Origin of the sequence: Streptomyces sp. NPDC079167 (genome assembly GCF_040686735.1) — a bacterium.
Classification (GTDB): Bacteria; Actinomycetota; Actinomycetes; order Streptomycetales; family Streptomycetaceae; genus Streptomyces.
The window spans coordinates 94,613-110,690 of sequence record NZ_JBFBLO010000012.1; the positions used below are offsets into that span (position 1 = coordinate 94,613).

Genomic DNA, 16,078 nt, shown 5'->3' on the forward strand with positions numbered 1-16,078 from the left:
TCCGGTGGCGTGGTGCTGGAACGCCGGAACCCCGGCGCCTCCCTATTGTGCGGGAAGGGTCCGACAGTCCCGGCGTTCCGAGCCCGCGCCCGGCGTCCGCCCGTCAGCGGCGGGGCCGGCGTCCGCCGCGTCCGGAGCCGCCCTGGTCGTCGTCGCCCCCGAGCAGTTCGTCGGCCAGGGAGGGCAGATCGTCGAGCGGCGTCTCCTCGGCCCAGTCGGGACGCGGACGCTTCTGGCGACCGGAAGCACCCTGCGCCGCCGGCCCCGCCTGCGGGTCGTCGCTGATCTGGGGCAGCTCGCGTGTCCGCTCGTTCTCGCTCTCGGGGCGGGAGGCCCCGCGCTCGTCACGGAAGACACCCGGCGGAACCCGGTCCGACGGGCTCCCGTCACGCACGGGCGGCAGGACAGCGGTCTCGTCCGCGTCGCGCACCGGCGGCAGGACAGCGGTCTCGTCCGCCTCGGGCGCCGGGCGGTCCGGCCGGGCGACCGGCACGGGCTGCGTGATCTCGTTCGGGTTCACGACCGGGGTCGGGACGGTGAGCTCGTTGTCCGGCACGGTCGGCCCGGCGGACCGGGACCCGGACTCCTGGGTACGCTCCGCGGCGGCGGCAGCAGCCGCCTCCTCGGCGCGGGCAGCCGCCTCGGCCTCGGCACGGCGGCGGGCCTCCTCGGCCCGCACCAGCACCTCCTCCGCCTTGCGCTGCTTCTCCAGGCGCAGTTCCTCCGCCTCCTTGCGCAGCCGCGCCTCCTCCTGGGCCTGCAGGCGCAGCCGCTCCTGCTCGGCCTCGCGCACCCGCTCCTCGGCCTCGAGACGGGCTCGCTCCTCCTCCGCACGGCGGCGGGCGTCCTCGGCACGCTGCCGTGCCTCCTCGGCCTGCCGTTCGGCCTCGCGCTGCCGCGCCTCTTCCTCCTCGCGGCGCCTGCGCTCCTCCTCCTCGGCGCGGAGCTTGGCGAGCTGAGCCTGCCGCTCGCGCTCCAGCCTCTCCTCCTCGGCCTTGCGCGCCGCCTCTTCCTCGGCCTTGCGCCGGGCTTCCTCCTCGGCGGCCTTGCGTGCCTCTTCCTGGGCCTTGATCTCGGCCTCGGAGAGCGGAAGCAGCCGGTCGAGCCGGTGGCGTACGACCGTGGTGACCGCTTCCGGCTCCTGCCCGGCGTCCACCACCAGGTAGCGGGCCGGGTCGGCCGCCGCGAGGGTGAGGAAGCCGGACCGCACCCGGGTGTGGAATTCGGCCGGCTCGGACTCCAGCCGGTCGGGCGCCTCGGTGAAGCGTTCCCGCGCCGTCTCCGGGTCGACGTCCAGAAGGACCGTCAGGTGCGGTACGAGACCACTCGTCGCCCAGCGCGAGATCCGGGCGATCTCGGTCGGGGCGAGGTCACGGCCCGCGCCCTGGTAGGCCACGGACGAGTCGATGTAGCGGTCGGAGATCACGATCGCGCCGCGCTCCAGCGCCGGGCGGACGACCGAGTCCACGTGCTCGGCCCGGTCCGCGGCGTACAGCAGCGCCTCGGCCCGGTTCGACAGACCGGCCGACGACACGTCCAGCAGGATCGACCGCAGGCGCTTGCCGACCGGGGTGGCCCCCGGCTCGCGCGTCACGACGACCTCATGGCCCTTGGCGCGGATCCATTCGGCGAGCGCCTCGACCTGGGTGGACTTGCCGGCTCCGTCGCCGCCCTCCAGGACGAGGAAGAAGCCGTTCGCCGCGGGAGTGACGGGGGTGTCGCCGCCGCGCAGCGCCTCACGCAGGTCGCGGCGGAGCGGCACACCGGCACGGTCGTCGGTCCTGGCGAGGACGGTCACCGCGACGGGCAGCAGAAGCGCGCCGACGAGCATCAGCGTGAAGGCCGCGCCGCCGTGCGCGAAGACGAAGTCGCCGGACCCCAGGCGGTGCCGTCCGATGGCGGCGGCGAGCAGCGGTCCGCCCACCGCGCCGAGCGCGACCAGTATCCGGACCACGGCCTGAAGGTGCTCGGTGGCCCTGGCCTGCCGGAACGCCTCCGTCTCCTGATCGATGACCGTGTGCCCGATGTTGGCGGCGACCCCCGCCGCGTAACCGGCGAGCAGTGCGATCAGCAGCCCGGTGGCGGTGTCGGGCACCAGGCCGAGCGCGAGGAGCGCCACGCCCGTGACAGCGACCGCGAGGGCCAGCAGCCGGCGACGCGACAGGGCGGGCAGCACCTTCCGCGCGGTTCGGATACCGAGCGCGGTGCCACCGGTCAGGGCCAGGATCAGCAGCGCGAAGGTGGCGGGCCCGCCATCGAGGTCGGCGGCGTGCAGCACGGAGACGCCCGCTGCGGCGGCGATGGCCCCGGCGACCGCGGCACACGCGGCGACGACCAGCGGGATGCTCCCGGTGCGGCCCTTGTCGGACCCCGTCGCGCCGGCCGGCCGGCGCAGGCCCTCCAGGGGCGAGCGCGGTCGGGGCGTCCGGGTGGCCGGAAGCTGGAGGAAGTACAGCGTCGAGACGGAGGCGGCGAAGAGCCCCGCCGCGATGTAGGACCCGAGGGCGGCCTGGTGGAAGGAGAACCAGTCGAAGCCGGTGCCCAGCAGTTCACCGATCAGCGCGGCGACCACCAGCACGACCGCGGCCGCGGGGACCGAAAGGAAGTTCGTCCGCAGGGAGAGCCTGCGGAGGGCGTCGAGGTGGTCCGGCAGCGGGCGCACGGCGGCGCCCTCCGGGGGCGGGGCGGGAAGCAGCGCGGGAGCCGCGCTCTCCTTGGCCACCGCCCACAGCCGTTCGCCGGCACCTGCCACGAAGACGGTGATCAGGATCATCATGAGTGCCTTGTCCGGCATCCAGTCGATCCACAGGGGCGCGACGACCAGCAGGGCGAGCCGCAGCGCGTCCGCCCCGATCATCAGCCAGCGCCGGTCGATCGGACCGCCGGGCGCCGTGAGCGCCGTAAGGGGTCCCAGTAGTACGGCTCCGAAGAGCACGGTGGAAAGAATCCGGGCGCCGAACACGGCGGCGACGGCAAAGGCCGCCCCGCGGTATCCGGCCCCGAAGGAGCCCTCGAGGACCGCCGCCTGCAGCGACAACAGCACAAGCACAAGAAGGGCGAGTGAATCGCCGATACTGCCGACGAGCTGGGCGCTCCACAACCGCCTGAGCGGGGGAACACGCAACAGGGCTCGTACGGCGCGCTCGCGTGAGTCTGCGGCAAGTGTGTCGGAGGTGGGGCTCACGACCGGTGGCTGCTCGGCTCGCGTCATCCGCCCAGCCTATCGGGAGCGGTGCGGTGGCCGGGGGCCGCGTCCGAACATATGCCCAACGGGAACGCCGTCCGCCCTCGCGACAACGCCGGAAGGGCCGGGTCTCCCCGGCCCTTCCGGCGTACGTGCACGGCTGACCGCCTGCTCCCGCGGCCGGCTGCCGACGGACAGCTCGCGGTCAGCTCTCCTCGGAGGGGGCCGCAGCGGTCTTCTTCGCCGCGGCGGTCGCCTTCTTCGCCGGCGCCTTCTTGGCGGCGGTGGTCTTCTTGGCGGCCGTCGTCTTGGTGGCGGTGGCCTTCTTGGCGGTCGTCTTCTTCGCCGCCGTGGCCTTCTTCGCGGTCGCCTTCTTGGCCGGAGCCTTCTTCGCCGTCTTCTTCTTCGCCGGGCCCTTCGCCCGCTTCTCGGCGAGCAGCTCGTAACCGCGCTCCGGCGTGATGTCCTCGACGCTGTCGTCGGTCCGCAGCGTCGCGTTCGTCTCGCCGTCGGTGACGTACGCGCCGAAGCGGCCGTCCTTCACCACCACCGGGGACCCGCTCACGGGGTCCGTGCCCAGCTCCTTCAGCGGCGGCTTGGCGGCGGCCCGGCCCCGCTGCTTGGGCTGCGCGTAGATCGCGAGGGCCTCATCGAGCGTGATGTCGAAGAGCTGGTCCTCGGAGGTCAGGGAACGCGAGTCCGTGCCCTTCTTGAGGTAGGGCCCGTAGCGGCCGTTCTGCGCGGTGATCTCGACGCCCTCGGCGTCCTCGCCGACGACCCTCGGCAGGGACATCAGCTTGAGCGCGTCTGCCAGCGTCACCGTGTCGAGCGACATGGACTTGAAGAGTGACGCGGTCCTCGGCTTCACCGCGTTCTTGCCCGTCTTCGGGGTGCCCTCGGGGAGCACCTCGGTGACGTACGGGCCGTAGCGGCCGTCCTTCGCGATGATCTGGTGACCGCTCACCGGGTCGGCACCGAGCTCGAAGTCGCCGCTCGGCTTGGCCAGCAGCTCCTCGGCGAGCTCCACGGACAGCTCGTCGGGTGCCAGGTCCTCCGGCACGTCCGCGCGCTGGTGACCCTCGGAGTCCTTCTCACCGCGCTCGATGTACGGGCCGTAGCGGCCGACGCGGAGCTTGATGTCGTTGCCGACGGGGAACGAGGAGATCTCACGGGCGTCGATCGCGCCCAGGTCGGTCACGAGTTCCTTCAGACCACCGAGGTGGTCCCCGTCGCCGTTGCCCGCGGCGGAGGCCGCGCCCGCGCCGGTCGTGTCGTCACCCGTGCCGAAGTAGAAGTGCCGCAGCCACGGCACGGACTGCGCCTCGCCCCGCGCGATGCGGTCGAGGTCGTCCTCCATACGGGCCGTGAAGTCGTAGTCGACGAGCCGGCCGAAGTGCTTCTCCAGCAGGTTGACCACGGCGAACGAGAGGAACGACGGCACCAGGGCCGTGCCCTTCTTGAACACGTAGCCGCGGTCGAGGATGGTCCCGATGATCGATGCGTACGTCGACGGGCGGCCGATCTCGCGCTCTTCGAGCTCCTTGACCAGCGAGGCCTCGGTGTAGCGGGCCGGCGGCTTGGTGGCGTGGCCGTCGACCGTGACCTCGTCGGCGGTCAGCGCGTCGCCCTCGGCGACCTGCGGCAGCCTGCGCTCACGGTCGTCCAGCTCGGCGTTCGGATCGTCCGCGCCCTCGACGTACGCCTTCATGAAGCCGTGGAAGGTGATCGTCTTGCCGGACGCGGAGAACTCGGCGTCCCGGCCGTCGCTCGCCCGGCCACCGATCTTGACGGTGACGGAGTTACCGACGGCGTCCTTCATCTGGGAGGCGACGGTCCGCTTCCAGATCAGCTCGTAGAGCCGGAACTGGTCGCCGGTGAGGCCCGTCTCGGCCGGGGTGCGGAAGCGGTCGCCCGAGGGGCGGATCGCCTCGTGCGCCTCCTGCGCGTTCTTGACCTTCCCCGCGTACGTGCGGGGCTTGTCGGGCAGGTAGTTCGCACCGTACAGCTGTGTGACCTGCGCCCGGGCCGCTGAGACCGCGGTGTCCGAGAGGGTGGTGGAGTCCGTACGCATGTAGGTGATGAAGCCGTTCTCGTACAGCTTCTGCGCCACCTGCATCGTGGCCTTGGCCCCGAATCCCAGCTTCCGGCTGGCCTCCTGCTGGAGGGTCGTCGTACGGAAGGGTGCGTACGGCGAGCGGCGGTACGGCTTCGACTCGACCGAGCGGACCGCGAACGCGGAGTCGGCGAGCGCCGCGGCCAGGGCGCGGGCGTTCGTCTCGTCCAGGTGCAGCGTCTGTGCGGAGCCCTGTTTGAGCTGCCCGTCGGGACCGAAGTCTCGGCCCTGGGCGATGCGGCGCCCGTCGACCGCGCTGAGGCGGGCGGTGAGCGTCGAGGGGTCGGAGAGGTCACCGGCGCGTCCGGTGGCGAAGGTGCCGGTCAGGTCCCAGTACTCGGCGGAACGGAAGGCGATGCGCTCGCGCTCCCGCTCGACGACGAGGCGGGTGGCGACCGACTGGACACGGCCCGCGGAGAGCCGCGGCATGACCTTCTTCCACAGGACCGGCGAGACCTCGTAGCCGTAGAGGCGGTCGAGGATGCGGCGGGTCTCCTGGGCGTCGACCATGCGCTGGTTGAGCTCGCGCGGGTTGGCGACGGCGGCCCTGATCGCGTCCTTGGTGATCTCGTGGAAGACCATCCGGTGGACCGGGACCTTGGGCTTCAGGACTTCCTGCAGGTGCCACGCGATGGCTTCGCCCTCGCGGTCCTCATCGGTGGCGAGGAAGAGTTCGTCGGATTCGGCGAGGAGCTGCTTGAGCTTCCTGACCTGGGCTTTCTTGTCTGCGTTGACGACGTAGATCGGCTGGAAGTCGTTCTCGACGTCCACGCCGAGGCGGCGTACCTCACCGGTGTACTCGTCCGGCACCTCGGCGGCGCCGTTCGGCAGGTCGCGGATGTGCCCGACGCTCGCCTCGACGACGTATCCGGGGCCGAGATAGCCCTTGATCGTCTTCGCCTTGGCAGGCGACTCGACAATGACGAGTCGGCGGCCTGCGGTCTCGCTGGTCGGGGACAACTTCGCTCTTCTCTCCGGTCGGCACTCGTGGGGCATCCGGGCAGCGCTCTTACGCTGCCCGCGGTGCTGTCGCTGCGGAGTGTGACGGTACAACCCGCCCCCGTGTCAAACGGCAAAAGCCCGCAACGGCCACTCGAACGGTAACCCGACTTCCGCCATTCCTGCCGCCCGGACCGCCCGGTCCGCTCCGCGCACGGCTGTCGCCTGCGGGTTTCGCGGTCATGCGGGGGAACCTGCGGGAACGGCCGGCCGGCGGCCGACGCCCCCACGGGACAAGCGGATCAGACGCTGGTGAAGCACCACACGCCGAGGACGAGGAAGAGTACGCCGAAGAGGGCGGCGAGGGCGGTGGAGGCGACAGGGCTCACACCGAGCGCGACCGGCGCGCGCTGGATGGTGCGCGCCCCCGTCCAGACGAGGAGAGCGACACCGAACAGCGCGAAGGCCGCACCGGCGAATACCGCGGTGACACTCTCCATGTCCGTACCCCTCACGCTCGGGCCTGCGGGCGCCTCGGCCCTCGGCAGAGGGGAGGCTGCCACGCCGGGGCGGCCTCGGCGCGAACCCCGGATGAACGCCGTGCGGCCGCCCGGCGAACGGCCGTGAGCGGAACCCGCGCGCCGCTGCGGGGCGGCACGCGGGCGGACGTTCAGCCCCAGGTCGGAGGGGTGTTGAGCGGCGGGACGCACGGCTCCGGCATACGGAGCGGAGCGTCGAGGAGGCCCGGGGAGACAGGCGCCCCGGGCTCTCGTCACCGCACGGGAAGGCGTCAGCGCACGGGGTCCAGGAAGCCTTCCTCCACCAGCAGCCGGATCGCCTGTGGGGTGCGGTCGCGCAGCAGCACCGGGTCCTCGGCCATCAGCTGGGCGATGGCGTCCAGGATGCGCCCCGCGGGCAGCGATCCGTCGCACACGCCAGCGAACCCGGCCCCGACGGCGTCGACCTTGGTCGCCCGGCGCATCCCGCGGTGCTGACGCAGCACCACGTGCTCGGGATCCTCCGCCCCCGGCAGCCCGACCTGCTCCTGCACGACCTCCTGGGCAAGCGTGAAGTGCGCGGCGAGCAGCGCCGCGTCGTCGTGTTCCCGCAGATAGTCCTGCCGTACGAAATGGGCCTCGACGGCAGGCCCGAGGGGCTGCTCGATCGAGTGCGGCCACTCCTCGGCGACGAGCGAGGGATTTCCGGCAGCGGCAGCGGCGGACTTCCGGAGTGTGATCCAGCCGAAGCCGACGGCCTTGGTGCTGCGGGCCTCGAACTCGTCCAGCCACGCCTCGTACCGCTCGGTGTACAGCGCGGGGTCGGTGCGGTGGTCGCCGCTGTCGCGCAACCACAGCTCGGCGTACTGCGTGACGTCCTGCACCTCGCGCTGCACGATCCAGGCGTCACATCCGGCGGGCACCCAGGAACGCACCCGGTCCTGCCACTCCTCGCCCTCCACGTGCTGCCAGTTGGCGAGGAACTGCGCGTATCCGCCCTCGTTGAGCCGGTCCCCGGCCTCCTGCACGAGCGCCCGGCACAGATCGTCGCCGCCCATGCCGCCGTCGCGGTAGGTCAGCCGGGCGCCGGGCGAGATGACGAAGGGCGGGTTCGACACGATCAGGTCGTACGTCTCCGTACCGACCGGCTCGAAGAGGGACCCCTCCCGCAGGTCGGCGGGGGCGGCCCCGGACAGCGCGAGGGTGAGACGGGTGAATTCGAGGGCGCGCGGGTTGACGTCCGTCGCGGTCACCCTCGTGGCGTGCTGGGCGGCGTGCAGTGCCTGGATGCCGGAGCCCGTACCGACATCGAGTGCGGAGGCCACGGGCCTGCGCACGGTGATCCCGGCGAGCGTGGTGGAGGCACCGCCGACGCCGAGGACGACGCCCTCGTCGTGCGAGCCGATGCCGCCGGCCCCGCCCACGGCGCATCCCAGGTCGGACACGATGAACCAGTCCTGGCCCTCGGGCCCGCCGTAAGGCCGCACGTCGACGGTCGCTCTGACCAGGTCGCCCTCGCGAACCACCCAGCCGTCCTCCACGCACTCCTCCAGTGGGAGGGCCGCGGTGGCCGCGGGGGCCGGAACTGGGCGCTGCAGAAGGAACAGCCGCACCAGCGTGTCGAGCGGCGAGCCCCCGCGGGTGGCCCGGAGCGCCGGGACGGTCTCACTGCGGGCGAGCGCCGTGTACGCGGGCGCGCCGAGGCGTTCCAGGAGGCCGTCGGCGGTGAAGGCGGCGGCAATCAGGGCTGCGCGGAGCCGGGGGGCACGATCGGATGCGGGAAGGCTGGGCGTACTCACCCGACCATTGTGTCCGCTCCCGCCGACAACGGCAGCGGCCGGGCGTCCAGGGGGACGGCCGGCCGCTGCGGATGCCGGTGCGGCGCTGTGCGCCGTTACGACTCCTGGCTCGACTTGTCGCCGGCCTTCTCGTCGCTCGACTTGTCGCCGGCCTTCTCGTCGCCGGCCTTGTCGTCGCTTGCCTTCTCGCTTGCCTTCTCGCTCGGCGAGGGGGACGCCGGGGCGGACGGAGCGGAGGCGGGCGGGGCCGAGGCAGTCGGCTTCTGGCAGCCCTTCTGCTTGGCCATCGCCGAGCCGACCTCGCCGGACTGAAGCTTTTTCAGCGCCTGGTCACCGTTGGTGCTGATCTTGTTCAGCTCGTCGGCGATGTCCTTGAGACCGTCGGCGAACTTCGCCTGGTCCTTCGTGTCGAGCGCGTCGACCTTCGTCTTGAGGTCCGCGTAGGCCGCCGAGGAGGCGTTGAGCTCCTTCACGGCCTCCTTCTGGGTGGTCTCCCCGCCGTCCACGGGCGGTGCGCCCGCCGACTGCACGGCCGTGCCCAGCGCCTTGTAGGCCCCCGAGATCTGCTGGAAGGCTGCCGAGTCGGTCTTCTGGACGTCAGCGGGCTTGCTGTTGTCCGCAGTCTGCTGCTGGATCGCGGCATTGGCGTTCGCGATCTTCTGCAACTGCGGCTGAACCTGGTCGCAGACCTTCTTCGCCCAGTCGTTGACCTTGTTGTCGCTGTCGTCGCTGCAGCCCGACAGCGTCAGTACGAGTACCGCACCGCCGGACAGTGCGGCTGCAAGCTTCTTGTTCACCGGATTGGGTCCCTTCCAAGGCTCTCGGCCCCGGAACTTACACGCCGAACGGGCGGCAATCAGGCGGCGTACGTCCGATATATATTTCTTTGCAGCCATTTGCACCAAGGGTAACGAGGGAGATACAACTCACCCGCGCACTAGGACACATGTCCGAAGTGCCCTGCCGGAGTGCCCTGCCGGTCGCGAGACGACAGGACGCGGAGCGGCGGACGGCACATCAGAACGCGCCGCCCGCCGCCGTGCTGAGCGGGTGTCGGATACGGACCCACTCCGCCCATGACCTGTCGTGTCAGGAAACAGCGGCAGGACCGGTGGACTTGGCAGGGCCGCCTCCGCCGCCCCCACCGTCATCGCCGCCCGGGCCGCCACTGTCGCTGTCACCCACGGCGATTCCCCGCCGTTTGGACACGTAGACCGCGCCGATGACGACGACGATGGCGATGACGGCCACCAGGGCCCGCACGCCCGGACTCGCGTCGTCCCCGTAACTGAACTGAACCACCGCGGGGGCGATGAGCAGCGCCACGAGATTCATCACCTTGAGAAGCGGGTTGATGGCGGGGCCCGCCGTGTCCTTGAACGGGTCGCCGACCGTGTCGCCGATGACCGTCGCGGCATGGGCCTCGCTGCCCTTGCCGCCGTGATGGCCGTCCTCGACGAGTTTCTTGGCGTTGTCCCACGCACCCCCGGAGTTGGCGAGGAAGACGGCCATCAGGGTGCCTGTGGCGATCGCACCCGCGAGATACGAGCCGAGTGCACCGACCCCCAGGGTGAACCCCACCGCGATCGGTGCCAGGACGGCGAGCAGCCCGGGCGTGGCCAGCTCGCGCAGCGCGTCCTTGGTGCAGATGTCGACGACACGGCCGTACTCCGGCTTCTCCGTGTAATCCATGATCCCGGGGTGCTCCCGGAACTGCCGCCGCACCTCGTGGACCACGGCCCCCGCCGAACGGGAGACCGCGTTGATGGCCAGTCCGGAGAAGAGGAAGACGACCGCGGCCCCGAGGATCAGGCCGACCAGGTTGTTCGGCTGCGAGATGTCCAGGCTCAGCCCGAGCTCCCCCGCCTGTGCCCCCACATCGCCGACAGCGGTGGCGATGGCGTCCCGGTACGAGCCGAAGAGCGCGGCCGCGGCCAGGACCGCCGTGGCGATCGCGATGCCCTTGGTGATGGCCTTGGTGGTGTTGCCGACGGCGTCCAGGTCGGTGAGCACCTGGGCTCCCGCACCCGTGACGTCCCCGGACATCTCGGCGATGCCCTGTGCGTTGTCGGAGACCGGGCCGAAGGTGTCCATCGCGACGATGACACCCACGGTGGTGAGGAGGCCGGTGCCCGCCAGGGCGACCGCGAAGAGCGCGAGCATGATCGACGTACCGCCGAGCAGGAACGCCCCGTAGACGCCGAGACCGATCAGGAGCGCGGTGTAGACGGCCGACTCCAGGCCGATGGAGATCCCCGCGAGCACGACGGTGGCGGGTCCGGTCAGCGAGGACTTCCCGATGTCCCGGACGGGACGCCGGCTGGTCTCGGTGAAGTAGCCGGTGAGCTGCTGGATCAGGGCGGCGAGCACGATCCCGATGGCCACGGCGACCAGGGCGAAGACGCGCGGGTCGCCGCCGTGCGAGGTGATGGCGTCGTCGGTGACGCCGTCCAGCCCGGCGTACGAGGACGGCAGATGGACGAAGACGGCCACGGCCACGAGCGCGAGCGAGATCACGGCGGAGACGAAGAACCCGCGGTTGATGGCGCTCATCCCGCTCCGGTCCGCACGCCAGGGCGCGACCGCGAAGATCCCGATCATCGCCGTGACCACCCCGATCGCCGGGACGATCAGCGGAAAGGCGAGCCCCGCGTCACCGAAGGCGGCCTTGCCCAGAATGAGCGCGGCCACCAGCGTCACGGCGTACGACTCGAAGAGGTCGGCGGCCATGCCCGCGCAGTCACCGACGTTGTCACCCACGTTGTCGGCGATGGTGGCGGCGTTGCGCGGGTCGTCCTCGGGGATGCCTTGTTCCACCTTGCCCACCAGGTCGGCGCCCACGTCGGCGGCCTTGGTGAAGATACCGCCCCCGACCCTCATGAACATGGCGATCAGCGCGGCGCCGAGGCCGAACCCCTCCAGTACCTTGGGCGCGTCGGCGGCATAGACGAGTACCACGCAGGAGGCACCGAGCAGGCCGAGGCCCACGGTGATCATTCCGACCACACCACCTGTACGAAAAGCGATCTTCATCGCTTTGTGTGAAACGGTGGTGAGATCTTTCTCCGGTTCTCCTTCCGCCGGCGTCGCCTCACGCGCGGCGGCGGCCACACGCACATTGCTGCGTACCGCGAGCCGCATACCGATGTATCCGGTGGCCGCCGAGAAAAGCGCACCCACCAGGAAGAACAGCGAGCGCCCCGCGCGCTGCGACCAGTTGTCGGCCGGGAGCAGCAGGAGCAGGAAGAACACGACGACAGCGAAGATGCCGACGGTACGCAACTGCCGGGCAAGATAGGCATTCGCTCCTTCCTGGACGGCCGCCGCGATCTCCTTCATGCGTTCGGTGCCTTCACCCGCCGCCAGCACCTGGCGTGCGAGCAACTTGGCCACGACCAGCGCGGCCAGGGCGACGACCGCGATGACCACGACGATCAGCCGGTTGCTGTCGGTGAGTGCGGCGGCCGCGAGTGAGGTGGACCGGCCGGAAGGTACGGGAACGTGCGTCAGTTCTGCCAGTGGGGTGATGAAGAACTCCGCCATACGTCCTCCTTGACGCTGAGCGCTCAAGTCGTGGACGGATTGTAGGGAGCGGAGCCTGATCAAAACAGTGGGTGGTCGATGAAATCGACTTTCGTCCACCCAATGGCAAATGATCTCGCTCGAACGTGAACCCGATTGCAGTAATGGGGCAGGCGCATGACACACACGGAATTGTCGTAGATCATTGACCGAGCGGAAATAAAAAGGCCCTGCTCAGCAGGGCCGGAAAACGTGATCAGGTTCGGTGGGCCAGGGGCCGACCAGAGTCTTACCGAAGTCAGGTCAGGTCAGGTCAGGTCAGGGAAGCACGACCGCGGGAGTCGTCGGCCAGGACATGCGGATCACTCCACCGTCCGCGCCCGTGCGGACTTCCACGTCGTCGACCAGTCCGCTGATGACCGCGAGACCCATCTCGTCCTCGCTGTCGGCCTCGGTCTCGGGGTCGTCCGGGCCTCCACCGCCGTGCGCTCCCGTCACCGAGGCGCCGTTTCCGGGGGCGACGTGCCCGTCGCCGACCTCGATGGAGAACGCCTTCTCCTCCTCGGTCAGAACGACCGTGACCGGGGCGGCGATGTCATGGCTACGGTGCAGCCCCACGGCCCGGCTGCACGCCTCACCGACCGCGAGCCTGACCTCGTCGAGCACCGCCTCGTCGACACCGGCCCGGCGCGCCACGGCGGCTGCCACGAGGCGGGCCGTCCTGACGTGTTCGGGCTGAGCGCTGAAGCGGAGTTCAACGGTTGGCATGCCATCCCCCTCGAACGTACGGGCGTGCGTCTCAGGGGCCCGGGCGTGGCGCCCGGCACCCCTGCTCTCATTCTCCTCCGGGAACCGACGAAGCCGGCAGCCGACCACTTGGTCGACCGCCTGCTCGTGGCGGCCTGTCTGCTGCCGCCTGTCGGTCCGTCACAGCGTGCCTGCCGGCCTTGGAGCTGCCGACCTGCACCGACGGGTCAGTCGGTAGCCGCGACAGCCTCGTCGACCGTGGTGTGGATGGGAAACACCTTGGTCAGACCTGTGATCCGGAAAATCTTGAGAATGCGCTCCTGGTTGCACACCAGGCGCAGCGAGCCCTCATGGGCCCGGACACGCTTCAAGCCGCCCACGAGCACGCCGAGGCCGGTGGAGTCGAGGAAGTCGACGCCTTCCATGTCGACAACCAAGTGGTAGCTGCCGTCATTCACCAACTCGACCAACTGCTCGCGCAGCTTGGGCGCGGTATACACATCAATCTCGCCACCGACCTCGACGACCGTACGGTCGCCACCAGGCCCGGACACATTGCGAGTCGACAGGGACAGGTCCACGGATCCTCCAGCACCTTGCTATCGAGCGGTCGCCCCTCGGTCTCCCCGACGGAGGCCAGGGGACGGATCGCCAGCCGCGATGGCATTCAATCACTTACCAGCAGCCATGCACGACGCCTTGGGACCATTGTCCGTCACGCCAGTGACACACTCGGTGCCGATGGCCAAGAATCACCGCCCCAGTCGACCACCCGAGAACGCGGGCTCGCGCCCCTCTCCCACGGTGGTTCTCGACCGGCTCGCCGCAGCGGCGGGCCGGGCAACGCGCATCACTCATACGGAGCACCTGCCCCCGCGTGCGGGAACCCATGCCCTCTGGCCCGATCGCATCCGGCCGGAAGTGGTCTCGGCAATCGGACGGGCCGGAATCGACCATCCGTGGACGCATCAGGCCGCTGCGGCCGAGCACGCCCTGGACGGCGAGTCCGTGGTGATCGCCACCGGGACGGCGTCGGGCAAATCTCTCGCCTACCTCGCTCCGGTGCTGAGTACCCTCCTCGACGGCTCCCATGCTCCGAACGGCCGCGGCACCACCGCGCTCTACCTCGCCCCCACCAAGGCTCTGGCCGCCGACCAGCGCCGCGCGGTGAAGGCCCTCGCGGAACCCCTCGGCGCCGCGATCCGGCCGGCCGTCTACGACGGGGACACGCCGGTGGAAGAACGCGAATGGGTGCGCCAGTACGCCAATTACGTCCTGACGAACCCCGACATGCTGCACCGGGGCATCCTCCCGTCCCACCCCCGCTGGGCCTCCTTCCTCCGCTCCCTCCGCTTCGTCGTCATCGACGAGTGCCACACCTACCGCGGCGTCTTCGGCTCCCACGTCGCCCAGGTACTCCGCCGTCTCCGTCGTCTCTGCGCCCGCTACGGCTCCGAACCCGTCTTCCTCCTCGCCTCCGCCACGGCGGCGCAGCCCTCGGTCGCCGCCGGCCGTCTCACGGGCCTGCCCGTCAAGGAGGTCGCCGACGACGCCTCGCCCCGGGGAGAGCTGGTCTTCGCCCTCTGGGAGCCTCCGCTGACCGAGCTGCACGGCGAGAAGGGGGCCCCCGTACGCCGTACCGCCACGGCCGAGACCGCCGACCTCCTGACCGACCTGACCCTCCAGGGCGTGCGCTCCGTCGCCTTCGTGCGCTCCCGGCGCGGCGCCGAGCTCATCTCCCTCATCGCGAAGGAGCGGCTCGCCGAGGTGGACCGCTCGCTGCCCGGGCGCGTCGCCGCCTATCGCGGCGGTTACCTGCCCGAGGAACGCCGGGCCCTGGAACGAGCACTGCACTCGGGAGATCTGCTCGGCCTGGCCGCCACGACCGCCCTGGAGCTCGGCATCGACGTCTCGGGCCTGGACGCCGTGGTCATCGCCGGCTACCCGGGCACCCGTGCCTCCCTCTGGCAGCAGGCCGGTCGCGCCGGACGCTCGGGGCAGGGCGCCCTCGCCGTCCTCGTGGCCCGGGACGACCCGCTGGACACCTTCCTCGTCCACCATCCCGAGGCGTTGTTCCAGCAGCCCGTGGAGTCGACCGTCCTTGACCCCGACAACCCGTACGTCCTTGCTCCCCACCTGTGCGCCGCGGCCGCGGAACTCCCGCTCACGGAATCCGATGTCGAGCTCTTCGGCCCCGCGGTACCCGAGCTCCTGCCGCAGCTGGAGGCAGCGAAGCTGCTGCGCAGACGTACGACGGGCTGGCACTGGACCCGCCGTGAACGCGCCGCCGACCTCACCGACATCCGCGGCGGGGGCGGCCGTCCGGTCCAGATCGTCGAGGAGGGCACCGGCCGGCTGCTGGGCACCGTCGACGAATCAGCGGCGCACACCGCCGTCCACGAGGGTGCCGTCCATCTCCACCAGGGCCGGACGTATCTCGTCCGCGCGCTGGACCTGGAGGATTCAGTGGCCCTGGTGGAGGAAGCCGTCCCTCCGTATTCGACCAACGCCCGGGACACGACCGCGATCGCCGTGCTGGAGACAGACACCGAGATCCCTTGGGGCGATGGGCGTCTCTGCTTCGGCTCCGTCGAGGTCACCAATCAGGTCGTCTCCTTCCTGCGCCGCAAGCTGATCACCGGGGAGGTCCTGGGTGAGACCAGACTCGACCTGCCGCCCCGCACCCTGCGCACCCGTGCCGTGTGGTGGACGGTCACCGAGGACCAGCTCGATGCCGCCCGGATCACCCCGGAGATTCTCGGCGGGGCCCTGCACGCCGCCGAGCACGCCTCCATCGGGATGCTGCCGCTCTTCGCCACCTGCGACCGCTGGGACATCGGCGGTGTCTCCGTTCCGCTTCACCCCGACACGCTCCTTCCCACGGTGTTCGTCTATGACGGCCACCCGGGTGGTGCGGGCTTCGCGGAGCGCGCCTTCCACACGGCCCGTACGTGGCTCACGGCGACGCGCCAGGCCATCGCGTCCTGCGAGTGCGAGGCGGGCTGCCCGTCCTGTGTCCAGTCCCCCAAGTGCGGCAATGGCAACGAGCCCCTGCACAAACGGGGCGCCGTACGCCTCCTGACCGAACTGCTCAGAACCGCACCGTCCGAGCCCGGGGAAGCCCTTCCGGCGGAGAGCCCGACGGATTCGCGGCCGGAGAGCCCGGAGGGCCCGCGACCGGAGAGCCCGACGGATTCGCGGCCGGAGAGCGCCGCGGGATGAGGCCACGCGGGTGACCCGGCTCCTCGGCGGACGACGGCACCGGGTGCGGGGGCGG

Annotated in this window: 9 protein-coding genes; 1 reads left to right on the forward strand and 8 read right to left on the reverse strand. The window is 70.9% G+C overall.

The features are described 5' to 3' along the window. Nucleotides 1–103 precede the first annotated feature (103 nt). From tmk to AB0P41_RS25140, 8 genes are all read right to left on the reverse strand, one after another. Entirely contained in the window at nucleotides 104–3,211 is a 3,108-nt protein-coding gene (gene tmk, locus AB0P41_RS25105; protein WP_365934282.1) for a dTMP kinase, read from the reverse strand. A gap of 178 nt (nucleotides 3,212–3,389) precedes the next feature. Further along, nucleotides 3,390–6,257 (reverse strand): type I DNA topoisomerase, encoded by a 2,868-nt coding sequence (gene topA / locus AB0P41_RS25110; protein WP_356713838.1) that lies wholly within the window; start codon nucleotides 6,255–6,257, stop codon nucleotides 3,390–3,392. Nucleotides 6,258–6,538: 281 nt separating this feature from the next. Next, nucleotides 6,539–6,736 carry a hypothetical protein gene (locus AB0P41_RS25115; protein ID WP_365934284.1) on the reverse strand — a complete coding sequence of 66 codons (198 nt, stop codon included), beginning with the start codon at nucleotides 6,734–6,736 and terminating at the stop codon, nucleotides 6,539–6,541. A gap of 290 nt (nucleotides 6,737–7,026) precedes the next feature. After that, nucleotides 7,027–8,532, reverse strand: coding sequence for a methyltransferase (locus AB0P41_RS25120; RefSeq protein WP_365934286.1), 1,506 nt, complete (start codon nucleotides 8,530–8,532; stop codon nucleotides 7,027–7,029). A 95-nt stretch (nucleotides 8,533–8,627) separates the two neighbouring features. Then, a complete protein-coding gene (locus AB0P41_RS25125) occupies nucleotides 8,628–9,329 on the reverse strand; it encodes a small secreted protein (protein ID WP_365934288.1) in 702 nt (233 codons plus the stop codon). 292 nt (nucleotides 9,330–9,621) lie between these two features. Further along, complete coding sequence (locus tag AB0P41_RS25130) at nucleotides 9,622–12,075, reverse strand: sodium-translocating pyrophosphatase (RefSeq protein ID WP_365934290.1); 2,454 nt, start codon at nucleotides 12,073–12,075, stop codon at nucleotides 9,622–9,624. A gap of 297 nt (nucleotides 12,076–12,372) precedes the next feature. Beyond that, nucleotides 12,373–12,822, reverse strand: coding sequence for an ATP-binding protein (locus AB0P41_RS25135; protein WP_356713843.1), 450 nt, complete (start codon nucleotides 12,820–12,822; stop codon nucleotides 12,373–12,375). A gap of 206 nt (nucleotides 12,823–13,028) precedes the next feature. Then, nucleotides 13,029–13,382 (reverse strand): STAS domain-containing protein, encoded by a 354-nt coding sequence (locus AB0P41_RS25140; protein ID WP_003967428.1) that lies wholly within the window; start codon nucleotides 13,380–13,382, stop codon nucleotides 13,029–13,031. Nucleotides 13,383–13,461: 79 nt separating this feature from the next. On the opposite strand from AB0P41_RS25140, the gene AB0P41_RS25145 reads away from it, so the two are divergent. Then, nucleotides 13,462–16,023, forward strand: a complete 2,562-nt coding sequence (locus tag AB0P41_RS25145; RefSeq protein WP_365934292.1) for a DEAD/DEAH box helicase — start codon at nucleotides 13,462–13,464, stop codon at nucleotides 16,021–16,023. The last annotated feature ends 55 nt before the right edge of the window (nucleotides 16,024–16,078 follow it).